At 72.6% G+C, this 12542-nt stretch carries 11 protein-coding genes and 1 pseudogene; 3 read left to right on the forward strand and 9 right to left on the reverse strand.

Annotated elements, in window-relative coordinates; translation table 11 throughout:
- Nucleotides 1-7 precede the first annotated feature (7 nt).
- The 7 genes and pseudogenes from IG99_RS45265 to IG99_RS11525 all read right to left on the reverse strand — a co-directional run bounded on the left by IG99_RS45265 (nucleotide 8) and on the right by IG99_RS11525 (nucleotide 7943).
- A pseudogene (locus IG99_RS45265) lies at nucleotides 8-348 on the reverse strand (DUF4326 domain-containing protein).
- Between the two features lie 6 nt (nucleotides 349-354).
- A complete protein-coding gene (locus tag IG99_RS11500) occupies nucleotides 355-1137 on the reverse strand; it encodes an SGNH/GDSL hydrolase family protein (protein WP_037672547.1) in 783 nt (260 codons plus the stop codon).
- A gap of 85 nt (nucleotides 1138-1222) precedes the next feature.
- Nucleotides 1223-2236 (reverse strand): hemolysin family protein, encoded by a 1014-nt coding sequence (locus IG99_RS11505; protein ID WP_037672549.1) that lies wholly within the window; start codon nucleotides 2234-2236, stop codon nucleotides 1223-1225.
- A complete protein-coding gene (locus IG99_RS11510; protein ID WP_234311811.1) occupies nucleotides 2233-3777 on the reverse strand; it encodes a hemolysin family protein in 1545 nt (514 codons plus the stop codon). The genes IG99_RS11505 and IG99_RS11510 overlap by 4 nt, the downstream gene beginning before the upstream one ends.
- Nucleotides 3778-3975: 198 nt before the next feature.
- A complete protein-coding gene (locus IG99_RS11515; RefSeq protein WP_037672959.1) occupies nucleotides 3976-4401 on the reverse strand; it encodes a GNAT family N-acetyltransferase in 426 nt (141 codons plus the stop codon).
- A 94-nt stretch (nucleotides 4402-4495) separates the two neighbouring features.
- Nucleotides 4496-7072, reverse strand: coding sequence for an ABC transporter permease (locus tag IG99_RS11520; protein ID WP_037672551.1), 2577 nt, complete (start codon nucleotides 7070-7072; stop codon nucleotides 4496-4498).
- Nucleotides 7073-7076: 4 nt separating this feature from the next.
- Nucleotides 7077-7943 (reverse strand): ABC transporter ATP-binding protein, encoded by an 867-nt coding sequence (locus tag IG99_RS11525; RefSeq protein ID WP_234311812.1) that lies wholly within the window; start codon nucleotides 7941-7943, stop codon nucleotides 7077-7079.
- 143 nt (nucleotides 7944-8086) lie between these two features.
- Here IG99_RS11525 and IG99_RS11530 point away from each other — a divergent pair, with 143 nt between their 5' ends.
- Both IG99_RS11530 and IG99_RS11535 read left to right on the forward strand, forming a co-directional pair.
- On the forward strand, nucleotides 8087-8314 hold the full coding sequence (locus tag IG99_RS11530; protein ID WP_037672554.1) for a hypothetical protein: 228 nt from the start codon (nucleotides 8087-8089) through the stop codon (nucleotides 8312-8314).
- 4 nt (nucleotides 8315-8318) lie between these two features.
- Nucleotides 8319-8693: a hypothetical protein gene (locus IG99_RS11535; RefSeq protein WP_037672556.1), complete on the forward strand. Its 375-nt coding sequence runs from the start codon at nucleotides 8319-8321 to the stop codon at nucleotides 8691-8693.
- A 1-nt stretch (nucleotide 8694) separates the two neighbouring features.
- Here the strand turns inward: IG99_RS11535 and IG99_RS11540 are convergent, their stop codons facing one another.
- Entirely contained in the window at nucleotides 8695-9378 is a 684-nt protein-coding gene (locus IG99_RS11540) for a class I SAM-dependent methyltransferase (protein WP_037672557.1), read from the reverse strand.
- Nucleotides 9379-9459: 81 nt separating this feature from the next.
- Nucleotides 9460-10146, reverse strand: coding sequence for an esterase/lipase family protein (locus tag IG99_RS11545; RefSeq protein WP_037672561.1), 687 nt, complete (start codon nucleotides 10144-10146; stop codon nucleotides 9460-9462).
- A 116-nt stretch (nucleotides 10147-10262) separates the two neighbouring features.
- Here IG99_RS11545 and IG99_RS11550 point away from each other — a divergent pair, with 116 nt between their 5' ends.
- Entirely contained in the window at nucleotides 10263-12509 is a 2247-nt protein-coding gene (locus IG99_RS11550; protein WP_234311828.1) for a helix-turn-helix domain-containing protein, read from the forward strand.
- Nucleotides 12510-12542 lie beyond the last annotated feature (33 nt).

Consider the following 12542-nt stretch of genomic DNA (forward strand, 5'->3'; position numbering starts at 1 on the left):
TCGGAACCTACGAGAGCCGCTCGGCGCGTTCGGCCGGTACCTCCGCGTGGCACTGCTCCGGTGCGCACCAGCAGGCCGGCGTCCTCCCGCGCAGCTCGGGCACCAGCGCGAGCAGATCCGGCCGCCCCAGCAGATCGCCCGGTACTTCGCCATGGCCTCCGCCCGCGTCCCGTCCCGCTTCCTCTTCGGGGTGTCGTAGGCGAACGGGTTGTACAGCGGATGCCGGGGCAGGTCCCAGCCGCCCATGGTCCGGCGGCGGCCCACGTGGACGACCTCCGCGGGGGCGTGCTCCAGCCGGGGGCCGTACTCGTGGAGGCGGCCCCTGACGTTCATCACCCGCGTGGTCATGGCGGGTTACTCCGCAGGATCCTCGTAGGGCAGCAGGTCGGGCCGCTTGGGCGGCAGCCCGTCGCCGGAGGAGCGGCCCGTGAGGCGGCGGCCGATCCACGGCAGCAGGTGCTGCCGGGCGAACCGCGCGTCCGCCACGCGCCGCATGACCCAGCCCGGCGGCAGGGTGGCCGGCATCGGCGTGTGCCAGTCGGCGTCCTCCGGGTCGTAACCCAGCCCCTGCCACACCGCCTCGGCGACCCGTCGGTGGCCCTCGGCCGTCAGGTGCAGCCGGTCCATGTCCCACATGCGCGGGTCGCTGAGCGAGGGCGCCCCGTACAGGTCGACGACCAGGGCGCCGTGCCGGGCGGCGAGCTCGTCGACGACCGCGAACAGCTCCTCCATGCGCGGCCGGAACCGCTGCAGGACCGGGCCCTGCCGGCCGGGACTGCGCATCAGCACCAACTGCTTGCAGAATGGGGCGAGCCGCTCCACGGCCTCCGTCAGCAGGTCCCGTACCCGGACCATGTCGCATTTGGGGCGCAGCGTGTCGTTCAGACCGCCGACCAGGGTGATCACGTCGGCGCCCATCGCGGCCGCCACCGGTACCTGCTCGTCGACGATCTGCCCGATCAGCTTGCCCCGTACCGCGAGGTTGGCGTACCGGAAGCCGGGGGTGCGGGCGGCCATCCGGCCCGCCAGGAGGTCTGCCCAGCCCCGGTAGGTGCCGTCGGGGAGCAGGTCCGACATGCCCTCGGTGAAGGAGTCGCCGACCGCGACCAGGCTGGTGTGAGTGGGGTTCGTCTGCATGGCGTCACAGATGGTATCCCGAGGCTCATACCCAGCGGTCGGTCACCCTGCCCTGCCCCTCCCGGTCCTGCGGGCACCCGGCGGCTCAGGCCGGCTGCCCGAACAGCTCCCGCAGCACGTCCTCCATGGTCACGAGCCCGGCCAGTCGGCCGTCGGAGCCCAGCACGGCCGCCAGGTGGGTACGGCTGCCCCGCATGGCCGTGAGGACGTCGTCCAGGGGGGTGGTCTCCCGCACGCGCGGGATGGGCCGCATCTCCCGCAGCCGGAACGGCATGTCCCGGGGCATGGCGTCCAGCGCGTCCTTCACATGCAGGTAGCCCACGATCCGGCGCCCCTCGTCCACCACGGGGAAGCGGGAGAACCCGGACTCGGCCGACAACCCCTCCAGTTGCTCCGGGGTGACTCCCACGCGCGCGTAGACCACGCGTTCCAGCGGGACCACCACGTCGCGCACGGGGCGTCGGCCCAGCTCCAGCGCGTCGTGCAGCCGCTCCTGCGCACGGCCGTCGATCAGACCGGCCTCGCCCGCGTCCTTCACGATCTGGGCGAGCTCGGCGTCCGAGAAGGTCGCCGTGACCTCGTCCTTCGTCTCGATCCGCATCAGCTTCAGCAGGGCGTTGGCGAAGGCGTTGACCGCGAAGATCACCGGGCGCAGGGCACGGGACAGCGCGACCAGCGGCGGTCCCAGCATCAGCGCGCTGCGCACCGGCTCGGCGAGCGCGATGTTCTTCGGCACCATCTCGCCGAGCAGCATGTGCAGATAGGTCGCCAAGGTCAGCGCGATCACGAAGGACACCACGTGACCGGCGCTCTCGGGCACGCCCACCGCGTGGAACACCGGTTCCAGCAGATGCGCGATCGCGGGCTCCGCGACCACACCGAGGACCAGGGTGCACAGCGTGATGCCGAGCTGCGCGGCCGCCATCAGCGCGGACACGTGCTCAAGACCCCACAGCACGCTCTTGGCGCGCCGGTCGCCCTCCTCGGCGTACGGCTCGATCTGGGAGCGTCGCACGGAGATCAGCGCGAACTCCGCGCCGACGAAGAAGGCGTTGACGACGAGGGTCGCCAGGCCGACCAGCAGCTGTACGGCGGTCACCGCCCGACCTCCTTGTCGTCGTTCTTCCGGGCGCTGTTCTTCCGGAAGCTGATCTTCTTGGAGCCGCCCGATCGGTAGCCACCCGACTTGGAGCCGCCCGATCGGTAGCCGCCCGATCGGTAGCCACCCGACTGGGAGCCGCCCGATCGGGAGCCGTCAGACCTAGAGTCGTCCGTCCCGGACCCGTTTGTTCTGGAGCCGTTCGTCCTGGAGACGTCCTCCGTATCGGGGGCGTCGTCGAGGGGCGCGTGCAGCAGCACACGCGCGGCGCGGTGGCCGGAGGCGTCCACGACCTCCATGTGCCACCCGGTGACCTCCAGGACGTCACCGGAGGCCGGTATGCGGCCGAGCTCCGTCGCGACGAGACCGGCCAGCGTCTCGTACGGCCCCTCGGGCGGCCGCAGTCCCACGCGCGCGAGCTGGTCCATGCGCGCGGCGCCGTCCGCCGAGTAGGCGGCCCGGCCGTCCTCGTCCGTGCCGGCCGGGGCCAGGTCGGAGAGCTCGTGCGGATCGTGCTCGTCGCGGACCTCGCCGACGACCTCCTCGACGATGTCCTCCAGCGTCGCCACGCCCGCGGTGCCGCCGTACTCGTCGATGACGACGGCCATCGTGCGCTTGCCGGACAGCCGGTCGAGGAGCCGGTCCACGGTCAGTGACTGCGGCACCAGCAGCGGTTCGCGCATCAGCTCGGCGACGGACACCTGCTGGCGGCGTTCCGCGGGTACCGCCAGTACGTCCTTGATGTGGGCGGTGCCGACGACCGAGTCGAGATTGCCCCGGTAGACGGGGAAGCGGGACAGGCCCGTCGCCCGGGTCGCGTTCGCCACGTCCGCGCAGGTCGCCTGGGCGTCGAGGGCGATGACCTGCACGCGCGGTGTCATCACGTTCTCGGCGGTCAGGTCGGCCAGGTTCAGGGTGCGCACGAACAGTTCGGCGGTGTCCGCCTCCAGGGCGCCCTGTTTGGCGGAGTGCCGGGCCAGCGCCGCCAGCTCCTGCGGCCCGCGCGCGGAGGCCAGCTCCTCGGCGGGTTCGATGCCGAGACGGCGCACCACGCGGTTCGCCGTGTTGTTGAGGTGGGTGATGAACGGGCGGAACGCGGCGCTGAACCAGCGCTGCGCGTTGCCCACCCGCTTGGCCATGGCCAGCGGCGAGGAGATCGCCCAGTTCTTGGGCACGAGCTCGCCGACGACCATCAGGAAGACGGTCGACAGTGCCGTACCGAGCACCAGGGCGATCGAGGAAGCTGCCGTCGACGAGACGCCGAGGGACTCCAGCGGGCCCGCGATCAGCTTGGCGATCGACGGCTCGGCGAGCATACCGACGACCAGGTTGGTGACCGTGATGCCGAGCTGGGCCCCGGAGAGCTGGAAGGTCAGGTTCCGTACGGCTTTGAGGGCACCCGGCGCACCGCGCTCGCCGCGCTGCACGGCCCGTTCGAGTTCGCTGCGTTCGACGGTGGTCAGCGAGAACTCGGCCGCGACGAAGGCACCGCAGGCGAGCGACAGCAGAATCGCCACCAGGAGCAGCAGCACTTCGGTCATCGGGTCACCTCCGTCCCAGGATCGGACAGGGCAGGAAGGATCGCGCGATGTCGCGTACTGGGAGGCTCGCCCATGGGCGGACGCTCACACCTTTCGTCGGTCTTCGTCGGGGCAGCGGACCCGGTGACTGGATGCCGCCCCCCAATAGTAAAGGACCGGCAAAGACAGTCGGCGGGTACCGTCGGTCGGTGGGTGCCGTCAGTCGGTGAGGGGCTTGACCCAGCGCCGCCACTTCTCCTCCGCCGCGTACCCCGCAGCGCGCCAGGCATGATGCGCGGTCTCATTGTGTGTGAGCACCATCGCGTCCCCGCGCCGCCCGCCCAGCCCCACGAACCGCTCCTCCGCGGCGGCGAGCAGGGCCGACCCGATCCCCTGTCGGCGGCGCCCCGGACGGACGGCGAGCCGGTAGAGGTGGCAGCGCCATCCGTCGAAGCCCGCGATCACCGTGCCGACCAGTTCGCCGCCGCTCTCGGCGAGGATCAGCGCCTCGGGGTCGCGGGCGACCAGCCGCTCCACGCCGTCCCGGTCGTCGCTGATGCTCGTGCCTTCGGCGGCGGTCTTCCAGAAGGCCAGCACGGTGTCGAGGTCGTCGGGCGTCGCGGCCCGTATCCGCAGATCAGACATGCGGACGAGCACATCACGTGTGCCGGGCCCGGACATGGAATTCCACCATCCGGACGGACGTCGCCACCCGTCGATCCGAGTCGCCGCTTGCCCCTCAGTCGTGCGCGATCGCCGCCAGGACGTTCATGCGGGACGCACGCAACGCCGGCAGCAGCGCCGCCACCACGCCGACCACCGCCGAGCCGATCACCACCGCGACAATCGTGCCCCACGGGACCGCCAGCGCCTTCATGCCCTGCAACGCCAGCACCTGCTGGGTGCACACGCCCCACACCAGTCCCAGGGCCAGGCCCAGGACCGCGCCGAACACCGCGATCACCACCGACTCCAGCCGGATCATCCGCCGCAGCTGCCGCCGGGCCAGCCCGATGGCCCGCAGCAGCCCGATCTCCCGGGTCCGTTCCACGACCGACAGGGCGAGGGTGTTGACGACACCGAGCACGGCGATGACGATCGCCAGCCCGAGCAGCGCGTACACGAGGTAGAGCAGCACGGCGATCTGGTTGTGGACCAGGTCCTTGTAGTCGGCCTGGTCGCGCACCTGGACCTGCGGATACGGGGTGAGGGTCTGCTCCAGCCGGGAACGCAACTGGTCGGCGTCGGTGCCGGGGGCCGCGTTCACGTACAGCGCGGAGTCCTGGCCGCCCGGCACGTACTTCTCCACGGTCTCGATCCCGAGGAACAGCCCGCCCTGCATGCCGAACCCGTCGGCGGCGTCCTGGTCGGTGAGCGCGCCCACCTTCAGCGAGGTCCTGCGGTCGCCGGGGAACTCGACCGGGAGCACACTGCCGCGCCGCACCCCGTGGTCCCGGGCGAAGTCCACGTCCATGCCGATCGCGCCGTCCGCGAGGGCCGCCGCCGCGTCGCCCTCGGCGTACGTGACATGCGCGACGTCGTCGACCCGGTCGTCGTATCCGGAGGCGGTCGTCTCGACGCGCTTGCCGTCCGGCAGGCGCACGGCGAGCGGCGCGAACCGCTGCCGTACGACGAGGCCGACACCGTCGGTGTCGCGCACGGCGTCCGTGACCTCCCGGGAGAAGGGGGTGAAGTTGGTGTTCTGGACGACGTAGTCGGCGCCCAGCGTCTTGTCGATCTGCTGGTCGAAGGACCTGGACATCGAGGCGCTCGCCACCGACATGCCGCCCACCAGCGCGAGACCCACCATCAGCGCGGCGGCGGTGGCGCCGGTACGGCGGGGATTGCGCAGGGCGTTGCGCTGGCTCATCCGCCCGATCGAGCCGAACAGCGCGGGGAAGCCCGCGCCGAGCACCCGGATCACCGGACGCACCAGCAGCGGGCCCGCGACGACGGTCGCGATCAGGGTGAGGACGACGCCGAGCCCCAGCAGGGAGGCCGCCGACGACGTCTTCGTCGCGGCGGCGCAGCCCGCGAGCGAGGCCACCCCGGCAGCCCCGACGACCGCCCCGACGACCGCGCGCGCCTTCAGCGGCCGGCCCACCCCGGCGACCTCGGCGTCCGAGAGGGCCGCCATCGGCGACACGCCCGCCGCGCGCCGGGCCGGCAGGTACGCCGCCACGAAGGTGACGCCCACGCCGACGACGTACGCCGACACCGGAGTCACCCAGCCGATGACCATCTCGGCGGCGTTCAGGTTCATGCCGAAGACGCCCATGAGCTCGATCAGCCCGGCCGCGAGCCCGATGCCGGCCAGCAGGCCCAGCGTCGAGCCGACCAGCCCGAGCAGCACCGCCTCGGTGAGCACGGAACGCCGCACCTGACGCCGGTCGGCGCCGAGCGCCCGGAGCAGCCCGAGTTCACGGGTGCGCTGCGCGATCAGCATCGAGAAGGTGTTGACGATCAGGAAGACACCCACCAGGACGGCGATCCCGGCGAATCCCAGCATCACGTACTTGATGACGTCGAGGAACCCGCCGAGGTCCGCGGCGGCCGACTTGGCCTGCTCGTCGGCGGTCTTCACGTCGTAGGGGCCGCCGCCGCCGCCGTCGAGCGCGGCGTCCACACGGCCCTTGAGCTCGGCGTCACTCACGCCCCGTGCCGCGTCCACGGAGATGCTCGTGGCCCGCGCGGCCGAGCCCAGCAGCTGCTTCGCCGCCGTGCGCGCGTCGAGGAAGACCAGGGCGGCGCCCGGGTTGGTCGTCCGGAAGGTGGCGATGCCGACGACCTCGACCTTGAAGGAACCGGGCTGGGCCAGCACCGTGAGCGTGTCGCCGATACCGACGTGCTTCTTGTCGGCGGTGTCCGCGTCCAGCAGGGCCTCGCCCGCGCCGCGCGGGGCGTGGCCGGAGGTCAGGCTCACGGGGCTGCGGTCGGTGGGGTTCCAGTCGGTGGCGATGGTGGGCGCGCCCGTGGTCGGCCCGACCGACTTGTTCTTGGTGTCGACCACCGTGATGTTCTCGACGCCCACGTCCGGGTGGGCCGCCGCCACCCCGTCGACCCGCGCCAGGCGGCCGGCGAGGGAGGCGGGCAGGGTCTGCACCGCGCCGGTCGGCACGGACGACTTCAGGTCCTGCCTCGGCTCGACCGTCACGTCGGCCGAGGTGGAGGCGAAGAGCCGGTCGAACGTGCGGGTCACCGTGTCGGAGAAGATCAGGCTGCCCGCGACGAAGGCCACGGACAGCACGACGGCCAGCGCCGACAGCATCAGGCGCCCCTTGTGGGCGAGGAAACTCCGTAGCGTCGCCTTCAGCACGGGGTCAGTCCTTCTCGGTGGTCTCGCTGAGCCGGGAAGTCGCGCCCGACGAGGATTGAGCTGTACCGCGGACCGGATCGGAACCGGGGGTCTGGGGGCGTCCCCCGGGGAAGAGGCGCATGCGTTCCAGCACCGCCTCCGCCGTCGGCCGTTCCATCTCGTCGACGATCCGCCCGTCCGCCAGGAAGAGCACCAGGTCGGAGTGGGCGGCCGCGCCCGGGTCGTGGGTGACCATGACGACCGTCTGTCCGAGTTGGTCGACGGCCTCCCGCAGGAAGGCCAGCACTTCCAGGCCGGCGCGCGAGTCGAGGTTGCCGGTCGGCTCGTCCGCGAAGATCAGCTCCGGGCGGGAAGCGAGGGCCCGTGCGCAGGCGACACGCTGTTGCTGGCCTCCGGAGAGCTGGGAGGGCCGGTGCTTGAGCCGGTCGCGCAGCCCGAGCGTGTCCACGACCTCGTCCAGCCACTTCTGGTCGGGCTTCTGGCCCGCGATGTCCATCGGCAGGGTGATGTTCTCGACCGCGTTCAGTGTCGGGATCAGGTTGAACGACTGGAACATGAACCCGATCCGGTCCCGTCGCAGCCGGGTCAGCTCCCGGTCCTTCAGTCCCGTGATCTCGGTGTCGCCCAGCCACACCTGTCCGGCCGAGACGGTGTCGAGCCCGGCCAGGCAGTGCATCAAGGTGGACTTTCCGGAACCCGACGGTCCCATGACCGCGGTGAAGCGGCCGCGGGCCACGTCCACGTCCACCGAGTCCAGGGCGAGAACCGTCGTCTCGCCCGAGCCGTACGCCTTGGTCAGGCCTCGGGCACGGGCCGAGATCCCGTCGGCCGAGGCCAGGCCGGGGGCGTGCTCCGCAGCAGGTGTGGACAAGACTGCCTCCTAGCTCGCGTGGACGTGCCGACTTCTCCGTTCCAGCCGAGCGTAGTGTGACCCCGGGCACAGTCGCCCCCGGAATACCGCACACCGCCCACCCCCTCTTGCCGCTGCTAGCGCTTCGGCGCTAGCGTCGAGGTATGGCCAAGACCCAGCTGAACGTGCGCGTCGACGAGGGCACCGCCCGCGTCGCCCGCGAACGCGCCCTCGCGCGCGGCATGAGCGTCAACCGCTACATCGAAGAGCTGGTCAGACAGGACACCGGCGAGGTCGGCCACACCTTCGTGGAGGCCGCCGCCGACTTCATGAAGCAGTACGAGGCGGTGTTCGCCCAAGAGCTGGGCGCCGAGCGTGAGGGTCGCGGCTGATCCCTTGAGCAGCCTCCGAATCGACCTCGCCTGGCTGTTGATGCTCGCGGAACGGATGACGCCCGGAGACCCCCAGGTCACCGACTGGGGAGCCCTGGTCGCCGCCGTCGCACGTCACCAGGCCGAGATCTTCGACGTCCCCGTCTACGACTCTCCGCACGCCCGCGCCGCCGCCCTTCTCCAACTCCTGGTCAACGTACCGGCGTTGGAGCGCTCCAACGCTCTCTTCGCCTCCGCCGTCGCGTACGCCTACCTGGTGGCCAGCGGCCTGAAGGTGGCCACCTCGCCGGAACAGGTGCGTGACCTGGCACGGCTGGTGAAGAGCGGCGAGGCGTCCGTCCAGGACATCACGCACGAGCTGCGCCAGTGGACCGTGTGAGTCACTCCCCCTCGTCCGGCCGCCACGCCGTGCCCAGTACGCAGTACGAGGCCGGCGTCCGCGGCCCCTTCTCCGGCACCAGCAGCCGCCGGTAGGGACCGAGTTCGAAGCCGGCGTCCCGGAACGCGGCGACCGGGTCCCGGCCCAGATGGCAGCCACCGCTCAGCGGCGGCCAGACCGTACGGTCCAGGGCGCGCTGGGTGAACGTCATCGCCCGGCCGCCACCCCTGCCGTGCTCGAAGAACCGGACACCGCCGCCGGGACGCAGCACCCGGCGCACCTCACCGAGGGCCCGTGGCAGGTCCCGCACGCTGCACAGCACCAGTGAGACCACCACCGCGTCGAACGCCTCGCTCTTGACCGGCAGCGCCTCCGCCTCCCCCGGCACCACGTCGACCGGCACCTCGGCGCGCCGGGCCGCGTCCAGGGCCAGCTTCCGCAGCAGTCGCTCCGGTTCGATCGCGACGACCTCCGAGACGGCCCCCGGATAGTGGCCGAAGTTCAGACCGTTGCCCGCGCCGATCTCCAGCACCCGGCCGGAGAGCCCGGCCAGCATCCGCTCCCGGACCGAGCCCAGCCCGGCCCGGGTCTCGGCGGTCACACTGACCCGGGCGTAGCAGCGGGCGAACAGCGGGTGCCGGACGGAATCCCGGGACGCCTTTCGGGCACCTGGAAACAGCGGCATGGCGACCTCCCGGACCTGACGGGTCTGGCCTTCTTCCGGGATTGTCCCCCGTACGGGCCCGCCGCACCCCCCGGCCACCGCTCACGCCACGAAGTCGCGCACCTGTTCGTAGATGCCGTGGTCGTTGTTCATGTCCTGGTGCGCCACGCATCCGACACCGACGTTGGTCGCGCCGTTCAGCAGGGCCGAGGAGTCCGGGTCGATCGCCGCGTCGCAGTTGGACCAGTAGGCCGCGTACGACACGCTGCCGGGTGTCTCGTCACCGGAGTTGAGCGCGGTGAGGAACGAGCTGCCCGTGTTCATCTCCCTGCACGACGTGTAGAGCCAGCCGCACAGCGAGGCCACGGAGGTGCCGTGGTTCGTCCCGGCGACGGAGACGAAATCGTCGACGTACGCCGTCCCGCCGAGGTTCTTGAGGTAGTAGCGCCCGCTGAGCGTGCCCATGGAGTGGACCACGATGTCCACCTTGGCCGCGCCGGTCCGGGCCAGCACGCTCCGCACCTCGGTGGCGAGTTGGCGGGCCGTGGTCGCGTTCGACTGGCCCCAGTCGTAGGACCAGGCGAACAGCTCGGAGGAGGTGTAGCCGTCCGTCTCGAAGTCGGCGACCCAGTCGTCCCAGCTGCTCGACGAACTGCTGATGCCGTGGATGAAGACGACGGGGTTGCGGCTCGCCGCGTGAGCGGAGGGCGCGGACAGGGAGAGGGACAGCAGGAGCGATGCGGCCATGGCGGACAGGGCCATGGCGATACGACGCTTGGGGCGCTGCATGGTGCCTCCTGACAGGTGGGGTGCTCAGGAGTGTCGGAGCGGGTCTACGCGCGCCGCATCGGTGGAATCGCCGGTCTTTACGTGTCAAATAACCCGCGAGTAACGTCGATGGTGTGGTGACTCCGGTGAACCCCCCACCTCTGGACCGCACTTCGCCACCGCAGCCGCCGGGCCCCTGGCAGCGCCTCGCCACCACGCTGGCCGAGGGTGTCCGGGTACGGCTCCTGCGCGGCGTCCACGGCGATCCGCGCGCGGCCGCCGAACTCGCCGCGCTCCTCACCGACCGGCAGGCGTCCGGCCTCGACCCGCTCCCGATCCAGCCGGCCGAACTCGCCCCGGAGCTGCTGCGCGCGCACCGGGCGGAAGTGCGGGCGTTGCCGGACGACACCCGGCTGCTGCTCCTGCTCGCCGCGGCCGACCAGTACCCGGTCGCCACGCACGCCTTCCTGCGCGCCGTCGCGGCCGGGGGCCTCGACACCCGCCCCCTCGACGCGGCCGAGACCGCCGGCCTCGCGTACGCGACCACGGGCGGGGTCCGCTTCCGGGACCCCTGGACGAGGATCGCCGCGTACGAGACGGCGTCCGCGGCGGACCGGCACGAGGTCCACCGGCTGCTGGCCCGCGTACTGAGCGGCGCCACGGAGACCCCGCAACGCACCTGGCACCGGGCCGCCACCGCCCTCGGCCCGAGCGCCCGCCTCGCCACGCAGCTGAGCACGTCCGCCGACGCAGCCCGCCGCACCGGTCGTCCCGCCCTGGCCGGCGTCCTCGCCGAACGCGCCGCCGCGCTGACCCCCGACCCCCGCGACCGGTGCCGTCTCCTCGCCCACGCCGCCACCGACGCCTGGACCTCCGGCGACGCCGACCGCGCCCGCCGGCTCGCCACAGCCGACGACGACACCCTGACCGGCCTCCTCGCCCTGCGCACAGGCAACGCGTCGGAGGCCTTCGACACCCTCCTGACGGCGGCGACCGGGACACCACGCCGCCCGGTCGAGGCCCCGGGCCCGGACACGGCCGACTCCGGGTGGCTCCAGGCGGAGGACTCCGCCCATGCCCCCGACCCCGGTGTTCATCTCCTCGCCCGGGTCACCGAAGCCGCCGTCTACACCGGGGATCTGCGGCGCTGCCGGGAGGCGGTGGGCGTGGCCCGGCGGGCGGGGATCGTCGTGCCGGGGACGTTGGGCGGGCTGGTGGCCGCCGTGGAGGGGCGGTACGAGGACGCGCGGGACGTGTTGGAGGCGACGGCCGGTCGGTGCGGGCCGGGCGGTGACCCCACCCTGCTCATCCACGCCGGCATCGCCGCGCTGATGCTCGGCGACCACACCCGTGCCGTCACCGCCACGCTGCGCGCGGCCACTTCCGCCCGTACCCTCGGCGCCCCGGGCACGGTCGCCCAGGCCATGGAGTTCCGCGCCTACGCCGACTTCTTCAGCGGCCGCCCCCGGGTCGGCGAGGCCGCCGCGACGGACGCCCTGCGCCTGGCGTACGCCACGGGCCAGGACAACGGCGCCTGCCACCTCCAGGCCGCCCTAGCCATGTTCGCCGCGATCACCGGCGACGCCGACCTGTGCCGGGAACGCGCCGCGGCCGCCCGCTCGTACGCCCTCACCCGCGGCCTGGGCCTGCCCGCCGCGCTCGCCCAGTGGGCGCTCGCCGTCCTCGACCTCGGTGCCGGCCGGTTCGCCGCGGCCGCCGCCCGACTGCGTGCCCTCGCCGCGTTCGGCCCCGGCCACGGTCACCGCGCCATCCGCCATCTGGCCACCCCGCACTACGTCGAGGCCGCCGCCCGCACCGGCGACACCCGTACCGCCCGGGCCGCGCACGCCGACTACGACCGCTGGGCCCGCGCCGTCCGCAGCCCCGACGACCTCGCCCTCAGCGCCCGCTGCCGAGCCCTGCTGACACCCGGCGCCGAGGCCGTCGACCACTACCGTGCGGCCCTCGACCTGCACGCCCACGGCACCCGAGACTTCGAACGCGCCCGCACGGAGTTGCTGTTCGGCGCAGCCCTGCGCCGGCTGCGGCACCGCGGCGAGGCCCTCGACCGCCTGCACAGCGCCCTGGAGGCCTTCGCGTCCTTCGGCGCCCCGCACTGCGCCGACCAGGCCCGCGCCGAACTCCGCGCCCTCGGCGCGCCCGCGTCTCCCGCGCCCGGCCCCGGTGATCCCGCCGCCCGTCTCACCGCCCAGCAACTGCTCATCGCCCGCATGGCGGCCGACGGAGCAACCAACCGCGAGATCGCCGACCGCCTCGCCCTCAGCCCCCGCACCATCGACCACCATCTGCGCGGGGTCTTCAGCCGCCTGGGCATCCGCTCCCGGATCGATCTGGTCCGGCTCCTCGCGGTGTCCGACGGATAGCGCCGGGGACGCGAGCCCAGGTCAGCGGTGCGG

It is taken from the genome of Streptomyces griseus subsp. griseus (genome assembly GCF_000720255.1).
GTDB lineage: Bacteria > Actinomycetota > Actinomycetes > Streptomycetales > Streptomycetaceae > Streptomyces > Streptomyces griseus_I.